The organism is Pantoea sp. Cy-640 (assembly GCF_011752635.1).
GTDB classification, from domain to species: domain Bacteria; phylum Pseudomonadota; class Gammaproteobacteria; order Enterobacterales; family Enterobacteriaceae; genus Pantoea; species Pantoea dispersa.
This window is the reverse complement of the sequence record NZ_VWXB01000001.1, coordinates 932,109-947,403: the sequence shown is the minus strand read 5'-3', so window position 1 is coordinate 947,403 and position 15,295 is coordinate 932,109. Positions and strand designations below refer to the sequence as shown.

Here is a 15,295-nt window from a genome sequence, read left to right as displayed (position 1 = left end):
TCTGGTTTGATAACGCGGAGGTAGAGGCCATTGCAGAAATAATGGCCGATCGCTGCAATTGTCAGCAGCGAAATGCGACGTTGCCGGTCAGTCGCACTGCACCTTAATCGCCAGACCGCCGCGCGAGGTCTCACGATATTTAGCGTTCATGTCTTTGCCGGTCTCGTACATCGTCTCGATCACCTTATCCAGCGATACGCGCGGCGCGCTGGTGCGGCGCAGCGCCATCCGCGCGGCGTTGATCGCTTTCACCGAAGCAATGGCGTTACGCTCAATGCACGGCACCTGTACCTGACCGGCGACCGGATCGCAGGTCAGTCCGAGGTTGTGTTCCATGCCGATTTCAGCGGCAACACACACCTGCTCCGGGCTGGCTCCCAGCAGTTCAGCGAGGCCAGCGGCGGCCATTGAGCAGGCCACGCCTACTTCGCCCTGGCAGCCGACTTCGGCACCGGAAATCGAAGCGTTCATTTTGTACAACACGCCAATCGCGCCCGAGGCGAGGAAGTAGCGGATAAAGATATCCGGCGTGACCGTTTCGATGAAGTGATCGTAATACGCCAGCACCGCCGGCACGATACCGCAGGCACCGTTGGTCGGTGCAGTGACCACACGACCACCGGCCGCATTCTCTTCATTCACCGCCAGCGCAAACATATTGACCCAGTCGATGACGTTCATCGGATCGTTGGAGTGTTTGGTCGAGGAGACCAGCAGACGTCGCAGCGACGCCGCCCGACGCGGCACGCGCAGCGGCCCCGGCAGCACCCCTTCGGTATTCAGGCCACGATCGATACACGCCTGCATGGTTTGCCAGATGTTGCCAAAATAAGCGTAAATCTCGTCACGGCTGTGCAGCGCCAGCTCGTTTTTCATCACCAGCCCGGAAAGCGACATGCCGGTATCGCGGCAGTGGCTGAGCAACTCTTTGGCTGAATGGAACGGGTAGGGTACGGCGACCTCATCCAGCACTGACTCACCAAAGTGCGCTTCGTCGACGATAAAGCCGCCGCCAATCGAGTAATAGGTTTTGCGCTCAAGCAGACGATCACCGGCAAAAGCGTACAGGGTCATGCCGTTTTCATGCAGCGACAGGTTTTCGCTGCGGAAGACCATGCCGCCGTCACGCGGGAAGTCGACCTCCCGCGCGCCCTGTGCCAGCAGCAGCCGCTCACGCGTTTCGACATCTTTGATAAACGCCGGAATGCTGTCGATGTCGACGCTGGCAGGCTCAAAGCCGGCCAGACCCATAATGATGGCAATGTCGGTGTGGTGTCCTTTACCGGTGAGCGACAGTGAGCCGTAGACGTCCACCGCCACGCGCGTCACGTCCTGCAGCTTGCCCTGCTCGATCAGCAGGTCAACAAACTGCTTGCCCGCTTTCATCGGGCCGACGGTATGCGAACTGGACGGGCCGATACCCACTTTGAACATGTCAAAAACACTTATCACCGGTGACGCTCCTCACAAATCTTCTTTTCTACGGCGCAGGCCGTTAATGCGGCTAATAGTAATCGCCAGCGGGCAGCAGCGAGCAGCTTTTCGCATGAAATAAATTAATTATAAACCACAGAAATAGTTATCCGTGTCCCCGGATGTGAACGGGATCAATTTTTCGGGCAGGGTGAAACGGGACGGGGGATCAGGGCAGGGCGATCTGCTGACCGAGCGCGCGCAGGATACCGGCGGTCATGCCCCAGATAAAATAATCCTCATACCATGACAGCCACACCTGGTGCTGGCGATGACCGCGGCGCAGCGTTAGTCCGCTGTAGCGCCCCAGCCGCAGCGCCTCGGCGAGCGGCATGGAAAAGGCGCTTTCAACTTCATCCGGGTTAAGCCGCAGCGGCAGGTTCGGCGGGATGATACCGACCACGGGCGTGACGGCGAAACCGGTACTGCTGGTGACCGGCGGTAGCACGCCGACCACCCGCACCTGCTGCGGCGCGATGCCCACTTCTTCCTGCGCTTCACGCAGCGCGGTGGCGATCAGCGAATCGTCAGTGGCATCCATCATGCCGCCGGGGAACGCCACCTGCCCGGCATGTTTGCGCAGCAGCGCGGAGCGGCGGGTCAGCAGCAGTTCGGGCTGGTCGCCATCAATTACCGGCACCAGCACCGCGGCACGGCGTCCGCTGATCACGCTGTGCGCGGTCGCCAGCGGCGGCTGCAGCACAAAGCGACTGAGAAACTGCGCCAGCGTCAGCTCCATATCACGCCTCATCACGCAGACAGGGCAGAATACGGTTGAGCTTGTGCAGCGTCTCCTGATATTCCGCCTCAGCATCGCTGTCAGCCACCAGACCACCGCCCGCCGCGCAGTACAGCTGCTGGTTTTCGGCAATCAGCGTGCGGATGGTAATGCTGCTGTCCATACGTCCGCACAGGCTGATGTAGCCGATACTGCCGCACCACGCATTGCGCCGCTGCGGTTCGAGTTCTTCGATGATCTCCATGGCGCGGATCTTGGGCGCACCGGTAATGGAGCCGCCGGGGAAACAGGCGCGCAGCAAATCGGTAGCGGAGAGCACGTCTGGCAGTCTGGCCCGCACCGTGCTCACCAGGTGATGCACCGCCGGGAACGGCTCCACTACGAACAGCTCCGGCACGCTGACGCTGCCTGGCTCGGCGACGCGGCCAATATCATTACGCAGCAGGTCCACAATCATCAGGTTTTCCGCCCGATCTTTTTCGGCGCTGGCCAGTTTCTCCGCCTGCAGCCGATCGGCCTGCGGATCGGCCAGGCGCGGCAGCGTGCCTTTAATCGGCCGGGTTTCAATCTGCTGTTGCTGCAGCGAGAGAAAACGCTCCGGCGACAGGCTCAGCACGGTACTGTGCGGCAGACGAAGGAAGGCGCTGAACGGCGCGCGGTTGGCGCGGTTGAGACGTAAAAACGCCTGCCACTCATCGCCGCGATAGCTGGCCTGAAAACGCTGCGCCAGATTAACCTGGTAGCAATCGCCCGCCTGAATGTAGGCCTGCACCGCCTGGAAACGCGCGGCATACTGCGCATAGCTCATATTGGCCTGCCAGTCGCTGGTCAGGGCAAAAGGTGTGGGCTGCGGCACCGCCAGCGCCTGTAGCCACTGCCAGCGCTGCTCCGCGTCGTGCAGGGCAATCAGCGTTAGCGTCTGGCGATGGTGATCGGCAATCAGCGCCCAGTCATAAATGCCCACCGCCATATCCGGCGTGTGTAAATCCTGCTGCGCCCGCTGCGGCAGCGTTTCGAAACGGCGACCGAGGTCATAACCAAACAGACCCAGCGCGCCGCCCTGGAACGGCAGATTCGCATCAAACGCCGGCCGGATGCCCAGCGCGTCCAGCTGCTGCTGCACCAGCTGCAGCGGATCGGCGGTGGAGTGGCTGATGCCGGTGCCGTCGTCGATGGCGGTGCTGTCACCGCGCGTTGTCAGGGTCACCCGCGGGTCGGCGGTGAGAATATCGAAACGGTTATCCGCGTGCTCGGCGTGACCAGAGGTCAGCAGCATCGCCCACGGGCGGTGCGCCAGCGTGGAAAAACGGTGTAAAAGTGTATCGGGCGTATACTGTAGCGAGAGGGTTTTCACGTTCGTTTGGCTAAATCAGTTCAGCAGGCAGGCGCGTAGCCTGGCATATTTTTTTGCTGCTGGCACCTGTTTGTTCAGCGTGGAATAATGCGTCCCCCCATTACAGGAGTGCATCATGTTTTCAGGTCTTCCGGCTTTATCGCACGAACAGCAGCAGCAGGCAGTGGAACGTATTCAGGAACTGATGGCCGGCGGCATGTCCAGCGGGCAGGCGATTGCGCAGGTGGCGCAGGAAATTCGCCAGAACCATCAGGGCGAAGCGATTCGGGCGCGCTTCGAAGAGGACGAAGACGACGAGTAGCGCCCGGCAAGCGTTATAACGCGGCGATGATTTTAATTTCCACTTTATAGCGCGGATTCATCAGGCCGGCCTGCACCGTGCAGCGTACCGGCGCATTACCCGGCGAGACCCACGCATCCCAGGCGCGGTTCATCGCGGCAAAGTCCTCTTTGTCTACCAGGAAAAGGGTTGCGTCGAGAATTTTGCTTTTATCCGAACCCACGCGCGTCAGGATGCGGTCAATCACCGCCAGCGCGTTGGCGGTTTGCGCTTCCGCATCGTCATCCAGATTCTCCGGCACGCTGGTGTAATACACGGTCTGGTCATGTACAACCGCTTCGGACATGCGGTGCTCGGCATCAATACGCGTAATGGTCATGCTGTTCTCCTTTATTTTTGCTGCGTTAGCCTGCCATATCCCATGGCCGGCTGTCATCTGTTGTGGTCGCCTGCGGTGAATCCTGACATAATTACAGGTGTTTTAAGAGCAATCGGTGAGGATGTGTGGCAGACGATTTTGCAGCGGATGGCGCGTTAGCGCAGGCGATTCCCGGCTTTAAGCCGCGCGCGGCACAGCGCGAAATGGCGCAGGCAGTGAGCGAAGCGGTGCAGCAGGCAGGCGAGCTGGTGGTCGAGGCCGGCACCGGCACCGGTAAAACCTATGCGTATCTGGCACCGGCGTTGCGGGCGAAGAAAAAAGTCATTGTATCGACCGGTTCCAAAGCGTTGCAGGATCAGCTCTACAACCGCGATCTGCCGACCATTGCCCGCGCCCTGGCGTTCAGCGGCAAAACCGCGCTGCTCAAAGGGCGCTCAAACTATCTGTGCCTGGAACGGCTGGAGCAGCAAAATCAGACTGGCGGCGATCTCAGCGTGCAGGCGCTCGGCGATCTGATTAACGTGCGCAGCTGGTCTTCGGAGACCGTTGATGGCGACGTCAGCAGCTGCGCCGGCGTTGCGGAAGACAGCCCGATCTGGCCTTACGTTACCAGCACCAACGATAACTGCCTCGGCAGCGATTGCCCGCTGTATAAAGATTGCTTCGTGGTGAAGGCGCGCAAAAAAGCGATGGATGCGGATGTGGTGGTGGTGAACCATCACCTGTTCCTCGCCGACCTGGTGGTCAAAGAGGGGGGATTTGGCGAGCTGATCCCGGAAGCCGACGTGATGATCTTCGATGAAGCGCACCAGCTGCCGGATATTGCCAGCCAGTATTTTGGTCAGCAGCTGTCGAGCCGGCAACTGCAGGATCTCGCCAAAGACATTATCCTTGCCTACCGCACCGAGGTGCGCGATGTGCAGCAGCTGCAGAAATCCGCCGACCGGCTGGCGCAGTGCGCACAGGATTTCCGCCTGACGCTGGGCGAGCCCGGTTTTCGCGGCAATCTGCGTGACCTGCTGAGCGACATCAATATTATGCGTATGTTTACGCTGCTGGATGATGCGCTCGAGCTGTGTTACGACGTGATTAAACTGTCGCTGGGCCGTTCCGCGCTGCTGGATGCTGCCTTCGAGCGTGCCGCGCTGTATCGCACCCGGCTCAAGCGTTTACGTGCGATTGATGAACCGGGCTTCAGCTACTGGTACGAATGCAGCAGCCGGCACTTTACGCTGGCGCTGACGCCGCTGTCGGTCGCGGAGCGCTTCCGCGAAGTGATGGACGGACGCAAAGCGGCGTGGGTGTTTACCTCAGCGACGCTGGCGGTCAACGAACAGATGAGCCACTTCGCCAGCCGGCTCGGCGTGGATAATGCCCGCACCCTAATCCTTGAAAGTCCGTTTGATTATGCGCAGCAGGCCTTGCTGTGCGTGCCGCGCAACATGCCGGAACCCAACTATCCTGGCGGTGCGCGTCAGCTGGCACGCATGATGAAACCGCTGATTGAAGCCAACAAAGGGCGCTGTTTCTTCCTGTGCACCTCGCACAAAATGATGCGCGAGCTGGCGGCGGAGTTCCGCGCCTCCATGACCCTGCCGGTGCTGTTGCAGGGCGAAACCAGCAAAGGCCAGCTGCTCAAACAGTTTCTTGATGCCGGCAATGCACTGCTGGTGGCCACCAGCAGCTTCTGGGAAGGCGTTGACGTGCGCGGTGATGCGCTGTCGCTGGTGATCATCGACAAGCTACCGTTTACCTCGCCGGAAGATCCGCTGCTGAAGGCGCGCATGGAGGATTGCCGTCTGCGCGGCGGCGATCCGTTTAACGATGTGCAGCTGCCGGACGCGGTGATCACCCTCAAGCAGGGCGTGGGCCGTCTGATTCGCGATACCGACGATCGCGGCGTGCTGGTGATTTGTGACCAGCGGCTGGTGTCGCGTCCGTATGGCGGTCTGTTCCTTAATAGCCTGCCGCCGACACCGCGCACCCGCGATTTACAGCGTGCGATTGACTTTGTGCGTCCGCCAGAGCAGCACTAATTTGTGCCAGGCTGTGGTAAGATGCGCGCCATTTTGATTCTCTGAGGTTGTTATGTCCGCCCGAATTTTAGCCCTGGACACCGCGACAGAAGCCTGTTCTGCCGCGCTGCTGAATCAGCAGCAGATCGATGCCCGCTTCGAAATCGCGCCCCGCGATCATACTCAACGTATTCTGCCGCTGGTGCAGGAATTGCTGCAGGCGCAGTCGCTGGCGCTGAGCGCGCTGGACGCACTGGCGTTTGGCCGCGGGCCCGGCAGTTTTACCGGCGTGCGCATCGGCATTGGCATTGCGCAGGGCCTGGCGCTGGGCGCAAATCTGCCGATGATTGGCGTATCCTCGCTGGCAACCATGGCGCAGGGCGCCTGGCGTGTGACCGGGGTAACGCGCGTGCTGGCGGCGATTGATGCGCGCATGGGTGAAGTCTATTGGGCAGAGTATCAGCGTGATGAGCAGGGCGAGTGGCAGGGCGCTGAGAGCGAAGCCGTACTCAAGCCGGAAGCGGCACAGGCGCGCATCGCGCAGCTGAGCGGCGAGTGGGCCACCGTCGGCACCGGCTGGCAGGCTTATCCGCAGCTGCTGGCTGGCACGACCGGGGCACAACTGCTGACCACCACGGTCACGCTGCCTGCCGCAGAAGATATGCTGCCGCTGGCGCTCAGCGCCTGGCAGCGCGGCGATAGCGTGGCGGTGGAAAATGCTGAGCCGGTTTATCTGCGCAATGACGTGGCATGGAAAAAATTGCCGGGGCGCTAGGCGCCTACGCAACTTATTTTTGCGCCTTCAGTCTAACGGAGAAATAACAGGAGAAGTGCTATGCCAATTAGTCGTAAAGGGATGTCTGGCGCTCTGTTAGCCTGTGCGCTGTTGCTCAGCGGCTGCGTGTCAGTGCCGGATGCCATTAAAGGGAGTTCTCAACTTCCACAGCAGGATTTATTACGCGTGATGAATGCGCCGCAGCTGTATGTCGGCCAGGAGTCGCGCTTCGGCGGCAAAGTCGTGAAGGTGACCAACCTCAACGGCCTGACCCGGCTGGAAATTGCTACTCAGCCGCTGGATGACAGCGCGCGACCGCGCCTCGGCGCTGCCTCAATTGGCCGCATTTATGCGGACATTCATGGCTTTGTTGATCCGATCGACGTCAATAATCAGTACGTCACGGTGCTGGGCAACATCAAAGGCACCGAGAAAGGGGAAATTGGCAAAGCCAGTTACACCTTTGTGGTGATTGATGTGCGCGGTTATCAGCGCTGGCATCTGACTCAGCAGGTGATGACGCCGCCGCAGCCGATCGATCCATGGATTTGGTACGGGCCGACGCGTCGCCATCCCGGCTATTGGGGCCCTAACCCCTACTGGGGCATGAACACCGGCGGTCCGGCGCAGGTCGAGACCATTCTTACCGAATAGCGCTAAACAGTTTTATTTACGGCCCGGTCGCGGTGCTCGCGAACGGGCCTTTTTATTGGGCGCGCAACCGATGCGCGAAATTTAGTGATGCGCCTCGCAACCTGAAAATGCCGGAACAGGCAAACTGGTACAATCAGTTAAAATATTGTTAACAACACTGATTGCAGAGGCGGCGATGGCTACGCAACAAGAATATCGGGGTGAATCTTTGAACAAGGTTTGGCTGAAACGCTATCCGCCAGATGTCCCAGCGGAAATTAACGCAGACCGTTATCCCTCTTTGGTCGATCTTTTCGAACACGCAGCGCAACGTTATGCCGATCAGGTGGCTTTCATTAACATGGGCCAGCCAATGACTTACCGCCAGCTGGAGCAGCAGAGCCGTGCTTTTGCGGCCTGGCTGCAACAGGGATTAGGCTTGCAGCAGGGCGATCGCGTCGCGCTGATGATGCCGAATCTGCTGCAGTATCCGGTGGCGCTGTTTGGCGTCCTGCGTGCCGGTATGGTGGTGGTGAATGTTAACCCGTTGTACACGCCGCGCGAGCTGAAGCACCAGCTTAACGACAGCGGTGCCAGTGCGATTGTCATTGTCTCCAACTTCGCCCATACGCTGGAAAAAGTGGTCGCGGAAACCCCGGTTAAGCACGTGATGCTGACGCGCATGGGCGATCAGCTGGCGCCGGTAAAAGCCACGCTGGTGAACTTTGTCGTAAAATATGTGAAAAAGCTGGTACCGAAATACCATCTGCCAGGGGCGGTACCGTTCCGTCATGCGCTGCAGCAGGGCGAGCAGATGAGCTATCATCGTCCTGTGATCAGTAATCAGGATCTGGCATTTCTGCAGTACACTGGTGGCACCACCGGCGTGGCGAAAGGCGCCATGCTGACCCACGGCAACATGCAGGCTAATCTGGAACAGACCAAAGCCACCTACGGTAAACTGCTGCGCGCCGGTCAGGAGCAGGTGGTGACCGCGCTGCCGCTTTATCACATCTTTGCCCTGACGGTGAACTGTCTGCTGTTCCTCGACCTGGGCGGCACCAACCTGCTGATTACCAATCCGCGTGATATTCCCGGCTTCGTTAAAGAGCTGAGCAAATTTCCCTTTACCGCCATCACCGGTGTTAATACGTTGTTCAACGCCCTGCTGAACGATGCCAATTTTAACCAGCTGGATTTCTCCACGCTGCGTCTGTCTGCCGGCGGCGGCATGGCGGTGCAGAAAGCGGTGGCTGAGCGCTGGGAGAAACTCACCGGGCACTATCTGCTGGAGGGCTACGGACTCACCGAATGCTCACCGCTGGTGTCGGTTAATCCGTATGATATTACCTGCCACACCGGCAGCATCGGTTTGCCGGTTCCGTCCACCGACGTGCGTATAGTCGATGATGAAGATCACGACGTACCGCCGGGCGAACCGGGTGAACTGTGTATTCGCGGGCCGCAGGTCATGGTTGGCTACTGGCAGCGGCCGGATGCCAGCGAGGAAGTGCTGAAAAATGGCTGGCTGCACACCGGTGATATTGTTACCGTGGACGCTGAAGGGTTTATCCGCATCGTCGATCGTAAAAAAGACATGATTCTGGTGTCCGGCTTTAACGTGTATCCTAACGAAATCGAAGATGTGCTGATGCAGCACGCCAAGGTGCGCGAAGCGGCGGCCATTGGCGTGCCGAGCGATCTCTCCGGCGAAGCGGTGAAAGTGTGCATCGTGAAAAAAGATCCGTCGCTGACGAAAGAGGAAGTTCTGGATCATTGTCGCCGTCAGCTCACCGGCTATAAAGTGCCGAAAATTATCGAGTTTCGTGATGAGCTGCCGAAGACCAACGTCGGTAAAATTTTACGTCGCGAATTGCGCGACGAGGCGAAGCGCGAAGCGTAGTACTGGCTTCCGCTGAATGCTCAGGTTAACGCCGGCACCGTCCGGCGTTTTTATTGCTTTTAACATGGAGCGCTGTGCGAGGTTTGTCGCAGCGAGAAAGACAACGTGAATTACACCCTGATCGACCACAATGACCAGCTGGCCGCCGTATGCCAGCAGGCCCGTCAGCATCGCGCCGTGGCGCTGGATACCGAATTCGTGCGCACCCGCACGTACTATCCGCAGCTTGGCCTGATCCAGCTCTTCGATGGCGAGCAACTGGTTCTGATCGATCCGTTAACCATCAGTGACTGGGCACCGTTTATTGCGCTGCTGCAGGATCGTCAGCTGACCAAGTTCCTGCACGCCGGCGGGGAAGACCTCGAAGTCTTCCTGCATCGTTTCGGCTGTCTGCCGGAGCCGATGATCGATACGCAGATTCTGGCCGCTTTTGCCGGGCAGCCGCTGTCGTGGGGCTTTGCCGCGATGGTCAATCATTTCAACCAGATTGAGCTGGATAAGAGCGAAGCGCGCACCGACTGGCTGGCGCGTCCGCTCACCGAGCGGCAGTGCCAATACGCTGCGGCCGATGTGGCTTATCTGCTGCCGATCGCCCATCAGCTGGTGGCGCAAACCGAAGCGGCAGGCAACATGGCGGCGGCGCTGAGTGAATGCGCTACGCTGTGTCAGCGCCGTCTTGACGTGCTGCAGCCGGAAGAGGCGTGGCGCGATATCACCAATGCGTGGCAGCTGCGTCCGCGCCAGCTGGCGGTGCTGCAGCGTCTGGCCGCGTGGCGTCTCAACCTCGCCCGGCAGAAAGACATGGCGGTGAATTTTGTGGTGCGCGAAGAGAACCTGTGGAAAGTCGCGCGCTTTATGCCCGGCAGCCTTGGCGAGCTGGATCATCTCGGCCTGAACGGTCATGAAATCCGCTTCCACGGCAAGGCGCTGGTGGCGATGGTGGCAGAGGCGCAGGCGCTGGATGAGTCCGCGTTACCGCCGCCGTTGCCTAATCTGATTGACCACGCGCATTACAAGCAGGCGTTCAAAGCGATTAAAGCGCTGGTGCAGCAGGTGAGTGAGCAGACCGGTTACAGTCAGGAGCTGTTAGCATCACGGCGCCAGATTAACCAGGTGTTGAGCGTGCACTGGGGACTGAAAAGCGCCACGCGTCCGCCGGAACTGCTGGCAGGCTGGCGGGGTGAGGTGTTGAAAGCCGGTATCGACGAGATTTTACACACGCTGTAAGCGGAACGTTTTCCCCTGCGCAACCACGCAGGGGAAAATCAGGAACCCGCTACAATCATTTAGGAACGTCTTCCGTCTCCGGCAGCGTCACGTTGAGCTCGAGGATGGAGATATCATCTCCTTTCTGATCCAGCTGCACCGTGACCATGTCCGGGTCAATTTTCACGTATTTACAGATCACTTCCAGGATATCGCGCTTCAGCTGCGGCAGATAGTGGGGCTCACTGTCGCCCCTTCTGCGTTCGGCCACGATAATCTGCAGCCTTTCCTTGGCTATGTTGGCTGTGTTCTTCTTACGGGATAAAAAGAAATCAAGTAATGCCATTGGTTATCCCCCGAACAGGCGTTTCAGGAAACCCTTCTTCTCTTCTTCGATAAAGCGGAAGGGGCGTTCTTCGCCAAGCAGGCGATCTACGGTATCAGCGTAAGCTTTACCGGCGTCAGAGTTTGCATCGAGGATCACGGGCTCACCCTGGTTAGACGCGCGCAGCACCGACTGATCTTCCGGAATCACGCCGACCAGAGGGATGCGCAGGATTTCCAGCACGTCTTCCATGCTCAGCATGTCGCCACGCGTTACGCGTCCCGGGTTATAGCGGGTCAGTAACAGGTGCTCTTTTACCGGCTCTTCGCTGTTTTCAGCGCGACGCGATTTCGACGAGATGATGCCGAGAATACGGTCTGAGTCACGCACGGAAGAGACTTCCGGGTTGGTGGTAATGATTGCTTCATCCGCGAAATACAGCGCCATCAGCGCACCGGTTTCGATACCGGCCGGCGAGTCGCAGACGATAAAATCGAAGTCCATTGCCGCCAGGTCGTTCAGCACTTTTTCCACGCCTTCGCGGGTCAGGGCATCTTTATCACGGGTTTGTGAGGCGGGCAGAATATAAAGCTGCTCGGTGCGCTTGTCGCGAATCAGTGCCTGATTCAGCGTCGCATCGCCCTGAATAACGTTGACAAAGTCATACACCACGCGGCGCTCACAGCCCATGATCAGATCGAGGTTACGCAGACCGATATCGAAATCGATCACCACGGTTTTTTTGCCTTTCTGCGCTAACCCTGTGGCGATGGCCGCGCTTGACGTGGTCTTGCCAACGCCCCCTTTACCCGATGTAACTACAATGATGCGTGCCATAAATGTTGATTTCCTTAACGAAAGAAAAGGGGCCTAATTAAGTGTCTGGATGGTGAGCGCGCCCTCTTTAAGGCACAGGCGCGCAGCTTTACCAAAGAATTCTGCCGGGATCTGGTCCATGATCCAGTATTCGCCGGCAATGGAGACCAACTCTGCTGACAGGTTGGTGCAAAAAATCTGGCAGTCGCGATCGCCGCTGGCACCGGCCAGCGCGCGGCCGCGCATCATGCCGTAAATATGAATGTTGCCGTCAGCCACCAGTTCGGCACCGGCGCTGACGCTGCTGGTGACGATCAAATCGGCGTTGCGCGCGTAAATCTGCTGACCGGAACGCACTGGCGTATTGATGATACGCGTTTTGCTGGCCGGTTCGCTGACCGGCGGCGCGACCGCTTCCGGCTCCGGCGCGGGCGCATCAGCGCGTTTGCGGTTCTCTTTACCCTCTGACAGCACCGGCAGGCCAGCGCGGGCAATCATCTTTTTCAGGGCTTCATCTTTACAGCCGCTCACGCCCACAATGCGTAAGCCGGTGGCGCTGACGGCCTGCTGCATCTGCTTCCAGTTGATGTCACCGTTCAGGGCTGACACGTTCAGCACCACCGGCGCGTTGTGCAGAAAAGCCGGGGCCTGGTCGATTTTGTCCTGCAGCGCCTGACGAATCACCTCGGGTTGCGAATGGTGCAGATGAACAACTGACAGGGTAAAACTGCTGCCCTTGAATTCGATTGGCGATTGCGACATCTGTCCTGACTCAGTCCTGTTTTACGACCCTGAAGTAAACGCCGATAAAATCGTCATTAACACCCGCGGGTCAATATTCGAAGTTCTGCAAGCATGTTATAGTTACTGCTATATTCAGGCAAGTGACGCCCTTAGTTAATTCGAGTAAAAAATATGTTTTGTGTGATCTATAGAAGCCCGCAACGCGACCAGACTTATCTGTATGTAGAAAAAAAAGACGATTTTTCGCGCGTCCCGGAAGAACTGCTGCGTGGCTTTGGTAAACCGCAACTGGCGATGGTGCTGTCCCTCGACCAGCGCGACAGGCTGGCCAACGCTGACATCAATAAAGTGAAGCAGGGTTTAAGCGAACAAGGTTATTATTTGCAGATCCCACCACCGGTTGAAAGTCTGCTCAACATTCATCTTGAACAGGGTAAAAAAGTTTAATTCAGATTCATCTGTAAAAATATATCCTGTAAATATAATCAGTGCTTCGGCATTAATTTAATTGCTCACCTTAACCCATTATTGTGGGCAATAATCGTTGTCTTAAGCGGCGGACCTGATGAACAGGGAAACGGCTTTTGCCGCTTTCCGTCACGTGCGCCGCGATAAACCCGCTAATATAGTGCTCAGCAGCCTGCCACGTTCCGGCGGCTGATGAGACATCTTCGCCAGCGCGGCTGGCACCTAACACAACTCAAGCAGGGGATTAGCATGTATCAGCATCGTAACTGGCAGGGCGCGCTGTTGGATTATCCGGTCAGCAAAGTGGTGTGCGTCGGCAGCAACTATGCAAAGCATATTAAAGAGATGGGCAGCGCCACCCCGAGTGAGCCGGTGGTGTTTATCAAACCGGAAACCGCGGTGTGCGATTTGCGGCAGCCATTGTCGATCCCGGCCAGCTTTGGTGAGGTGCATCATGAAGTGGAGCTGGCGGTGCTGATTGGCGCTACCCTGAAGCAGGCCAGTGAAGAGCACGTGGCGAAAGCGATTGCCGGTTATGGCGTCGCGCTGGATTTAACGCTGCGCGATCTGCAGGCCGGGTTTAAGAAAGCCGGTCAGCCATGGGAGCGCGCCAAGAGTTTCGATAACTCCTGTCCGCTGTCCGGGTTTATCCCGGCGGCTGAATTCAGCGTCGATCCGCAGGATGCCGAACTGAAGCTGGTCATTAACGGCGAGGTGCGCCAGCACGGCACTACGGCAGATATGATCCACAAAATTCTGCCGCTGATTGCTTACATGAGCCAGTACTTCACGCTGCGCGCCGGTGACGTGGTGCTGACCGGCACGCCTGAAGGCGTGGGCCCGCTACGCTCCGGCGATAAGCTGGAAGTGTCGCTGGCCGGTCACGGTATCAGCACCCGCGTACTGTAATACTTGCATCACCGCACCTGAAGCTTTATAAGGTGCGGTCTTGTTGCTCAACCCGGACCGCTATCATGACCGACCAACCTTTCTGGCAGACCAAACGCCTGGACCAAATGAACGACGCAGAGTGGGAATCGCTGTGCGACGGCTGTGGACAGTGCTGTCTGAATAAGTTGCAGGATGCGGATACCGATGAGATTTACTTCACCAATGTCGCCTGCAATCAGCTCAACATTAAGACCTGTCAGTGCCGCAATTATGAGCGTCGCTTCGAGTACGAAGAAGATTGCATCAAGCTGACGCGCGAGAATCTCACCACCTTTAACTGGCTACCGCGCACCTGCGCTTACCGGCTGTTAGGGGAGGGCAAAACGCTGCCGGCGTGGCACCCGCTGATTGCCGGATCGAAGAAAGCGATGCATGCTCAGCGTATTTCGGTGCGCTACATCGCGGTGCGCGAGAGTGAAGTGCGCGACTGGGAAGAACACATTATTGACCGGCCGGATCGAAACGGCTGATAACGCAACAGGCAGCCGCGGCTGCCTGTTTTGTCTGAGACTTAGTTTGACTGGGACTCAGCGACCAAACAGATCGCGACGTTTTGCTTTGAATGGTTGCGCAATCAATACCAGAATGCCCACCAGCAGATAAGCGGCAAAAATCACGATCATCCACTGCGGCATGCTCCAGGTCAGGAAAGTCCATCCGCGTTCGGCGCAGTCACCGCTGGCGACAAATACCGCCGGCAGCCATTTATCCAGCGGCAGCCAGCTCGGGAAGCGAGCAGCAAAATCGCAGGTCACAAACGGGTTGGGATGCAGCTGAATCATGGTGTGCTCATAAGAGAGGCGAACCCCTTCATAAGCGCTGTAGAGCCAGATGGCGATGGCCGCCCAGCGCAGCGGCGTTTTAGGCGCAATTGCACCCACCAGGCCGGCGCCCATGACGCCAAACAACGCACAACGCTCATAGATACACATTACGCAGGGTTGCAGTCCCATTATGTGCTGAAAGAACAGCGCAACCAGTTCAAAAACCAGGGCGGTCAGGGCCATTAATAACCAGGCACCGCGTCCGCGTGAGCATTGATTCAAGTATCGCAACATATTGCTTTTCCCGTAGCCGTTAATGCATCGCAGTGTAAACCAAAAGCGTACCCGTGCCAGCCAGGCAGCGGGAAAAAATCATGTATAAAAATGACTTATCCCTGATTCACGCCAAAAAATCGTGGCTTTTAGCACACGGCATCAAAAGCGCCCATGCAAGCGCAGCGTAACCCACA

17 protein-coding genes are annotated in these 15,295 nt (G+C 58.1%); 9 read left to right on the top strand and 8 right to left on the bottom strand.

Translation table 11 applies throughout. The annotated features are described in order from the left end of the window. Positions 1–87: 87 nt before the first annotated feature. The 3 genes from F3J36_RS04720 to pabB all read right to left on the bottom strand — a co-directional run bounded on the left by F3J36_RS04720 (position 88) and on the right by pabB (position 3,566). On the bottom strand, positions 88–1,452 hold the full coding sequence (locus F3J36_RS04720) for an L-serine ammonia-lyase (RefSeq protein WP_166719030.1): 1,365 nt from the start codon (positions 1,450–1,452) through the stop codon (positions 88–90). Between the two features lie 190 nt (positions 1,453–1,642). Then, positions 1,643–2,212: a CoA pyrophosphatase gene (locus F3J36_RS04715; protein WP_166719029.1), complete on the bottom strand. Its 570-nt coding sequence runs from the start codon at positions 2,210–2,212 to the stop codon at positions 1,643–1,645. Position 2,213: 1 nt separating this feature from the next. Next, entirely contained in the window at positions 2,214–3,566 is a 1,353-nt protein-coding gene (pabB, locus tag F3J36_RS04710; protein WP_166719028.1) for an aminodeoxychorismate synthase component 1, read from the bottom strand. Positions 3,567–3,681: 115 nt separating this feature from the next. Between pabB and F3J36_RS04705 the strand changes: the two genes are divergently transcribed. Continuing rightward, a complete protein-coding gene (locus F3J36_RS04705; RefSeq protein ID WP_021510035.1) occupies positions 3,682–3,867 on the top strand; it encodes a YoaH family protein in 186 nt (61 codons plus the stop codon). 13 nt (positions 3,868–3,880) lie between these two features. Here the strand turns inward: F3J36_RS04705 and F3J36_RS04700 are convergent, their stop codons facing one another. Then, on the bottom strand, positions 3,881–4,225 hold the full coding sequence (locus F3J36_RS04700) for a RidA family protein (RefSeq protein WP_021510036.1): 345 nt from the start codon (positions 4,223–4,225) through the stop codon (positions 3,881–3,883). A 125-nt stretch (positions 4,226–4,350) separates the two neighbouring features. Here F3J36_RS04700 and F3J36_RS04695 point away from each other — a divergent pair, with 125 nt between their 5' ends. The 5 genes from F3J36_RS04695 to rnd all read left to right on the top strand — a co-directional run bounded on the left by F3J36_RS04695 (position 4,351) and on the right by rnd (position 10,778). Beyond that, complete coding sequence (locus tag F3J36_RS04695; RefSeq protein ID WP_166719027.1) at positions 4,351–6,261, top strand: ATP-dependent DNA helicase; 1,911 nt, start codon at positions 4,351–4,353, stop codon at positions 6,259–6,261. A 52-nt stretch (positions 6,262–6,313) separates the two neighbouring features. Further along, on the top strand, positions 6,314–7,015 hold the full coding sequence (gene tsaB / locus F3J36_RS04690) for a tRNA (adenosine(37)-N6)-threonylcarbamoyltransferase complex dimerization subunit type 1 TsaB (RefSeq protein ID WP_166719026.1): 702 nt from the start codon (positions 6,314–6,316) through the stop codon (positions 7,013–7,015). Between the two features lie 60 nt (positions 7,016–7,075). After that, positions 7,076–7,669 (top strand): Slp family lipoprotein, encoded by a 594-nt coding sequence (locus F3J36_RS04685; protein ID WP_132462409.1) that lies wholly within the window; start codon positions 7,076–7,078, stop codon positions 7,667–7,669. 208 nt (positions 7,670–7,877) lie between these two features. Then, a complete protein-coding gene (fadD, locus tag F3J36_RS04680; protein WP_166719025.1) occupies positions 7,878–9,551 on the top strand; it encodes a long-chain-fatty-acid--CoA ligase FadD in 1,674 nt (557 codons plus the stop codon). 105 nt (positions 9,552–9,656) lie between these two features. Beyond that, positions 9,657–10,778, top strand: coding sequence for a ribonuclease D (rnd, locus tag F3J36_RS04675; RefSeq protein WP_166719024.1), 1,122 nt, complete (start codon positions 9,657–9,659; stop codon positions 10,776–10,778). A 55-nt stretch (positions 10,779–10,833) separates the two neighbouring features. On the opposite strand, the gene minE is transcribed toward rnd, so the two are convergent. The 3 genes from minE to minC are packed head-to-tail and all read right to left on the bottom strand — an operon-like array spanning position 10,834 to position 12,660. Then, positions 10,834–11,103 carry a cell division topological specificity factor MinE gene (gene minE / locus F3J36_RS04670; protein WP_010616394.1) on the bottom strand — a complete coding sequence of 90 codons (270 nt, stop codon included), beginning with the start codon at positions 11,101–11,103 and terminating at the stop codon, positions 10,834–10,836. A 3-nt stretch (positions 11,104–11,106) separates the two neighbouring features. After that, positions 11,107–11,919, bottom strand: a complete 813-nt coding sequence (minD, locus tag F3J36_RS04665; RefSeq protein ID WP_021510042.1) for a septum site-determining protein MinD — start codon at positions 11,917–11,919, stop codon at positions 11,107–11,109. Positions 11,920–11,952: 33 nt separating this feature from the next. After that, a complete protein-coding gene (gene minC, locus F3J36_RS04660; protein ID WP_021510043.1) occupies positions 11,953–12,660 on the bottom strand; it encodes a septum site-determining protein MinC in 708 nt (235 codons plus the stop codon). Between the two features lie 153 nt (positions 12,661–12,813). Here minC and F3J36_RS04655 point away from each other — a divergent pair, with 153 nt between their 5' ends. The 3 genes from F3J36_RS04655 to F3J36_RS04645 all read left to right on the top strand — a co-directional run bounded on the left by F3J36_RS04655 (position 12,814) and on the right by F3J36_RS04645 (position 14,531). Continuing rightward, the gene (locus F3J36_RS04655; protein WP_021510044.1) at positions 12,814–13,089 is read left to right on the top strand and encodes a YcgL domain-containing protein; all 276 of its coding nucleotides are present in this window, start codon (positions 12,814–12,816) and stop codon (positions 13,087–13,089) included. Between the two features lie 270 nt (positions 13,090–13,359). Beyond that, entirely contained in the window at positions 13,360–14,019 is a 660-nt protein-coding gene (locus F3J36_RS04650; RefSeq protein ID WP_021510045.1) for a fumarylacetoacetate hydrolase family protein, read from the top strand. A gap of 65 nt (positions 14,020–14,084) precedes the next feature. Beyond that, positions 14,085–14,531, top strand: a complete 447-nt coding sequence (locus tag F3J36_RS04645; protein ID WP_021510046.1) for a YcgN family cysteine cluster protein — start codon at positions 14,085–14,087, stop codon at positions 14,529–14,531. 57 nt (positions 14,532–14,588) lie between these two features. Here the strand turns inward: F3J36_RS04645 and dsbB are convergent, their stop codons facing one another. Continuing rightward, the gene (gene dsbB, locus F3J36_RS04640) at positions 14,589–15,119 is read right to left on the bottom strand and encodes a disulfide bond formation protein DsbB (protein WP_166719023.1); all 531 of its coding nucleotides are present in this window, start codon (positions 15,117–15,119) and stop codon (positions 14,589–14,591) included. Positions 15,120–15,295: the final 176 nt, after the last annotated feature.

Excerpts from the sequence above, each read along its gene's own strand:
- minC (WP_021510043.1), bottom strand. The coding sequence starts at position 12,660 with ATGTCGCAATCGCCAATCGAATTCAAGGGCAGCAGTTTTACCCTGTCA.
- minD (WP_021510042.1), bottom strand. The coding sequence starts at position 11,919 with ATGGCACGCATCATTGTAGTTACATCGGGTAAAGGGGGCGTTGGCAAG.
- F3J36_RS04700 (WP_021510036.1), bottom strand. The coding sequence starts at position 4,225 with ATGACCATTACGCGTATTGATGCCGAGCACCGCATGTCCGAAGCGGTT.
- F3J36_RS04685 (WP_132462409.1), top strand. The coding sequence starts at position 7,076 with ATGCCAATTAGTCGTAAAGGGATGTCTGGCGCTCTGTTAGCCTGTGCG.
- F3J36_RS04705 (WP_021510035.1), top strand. The coding sequence starts at position 3,682 with ATGTTTTCAGGTCTTCCGGCTTTATCGCACGAACAGCAGCAGCAGGCA.
- F3J36_RS04715 (WP_166719029.1), bottom strand. The coding sequence starts at position 2,212 with ATGGAGCTGACGCTGGCGCAGTTTCTCAGTCGCTTTGTGCTGCAGCCG.
- F3J36_RS04655 (WP_021510044.1), top strand. The coding sequence starts at position 12,814 with ATGTTTTGTGTGATCTATAGAAGCCCGCAACGCGACCAGACTTATCTG.
- tsaB (WP_166719026.1), top strand. The coding sequence starts at position 6,314 with ATGTCCGCCCGAATTTTAGCCCTGGACACCGCGACAGAAGCCTGTTCT.
- F3J36_RS04645 (WP_021510046.1), top strand. The coding sequence starts at position 14,085 with ATGACCGACCAACCTTTCTGGCAGACCAAACGCCTGGACCAAATGAAC.
- F3J36_RS04650 (WP_021510045.1), top strand. The coding sequence starts at position 13,360 with ATGTATCAGCATCGTAACTGGCAGGGCGCGCTGTTGGATTATCCGGTC.
- minE (WP_010616394.1), bottom strand. The coding sequence starts at position 11,103 with ATGGCATTACTTGATTTCTTTTTATCCCGTAAGAAGAACACAGCCAAC.
- dsbB (WP_166719023.1), bottom strand. The coding sequence starts at position 15,119 with ATGTTGCGATACTTGAATCAATGCTCACGCGGACGCGGTGCCTGGTTA.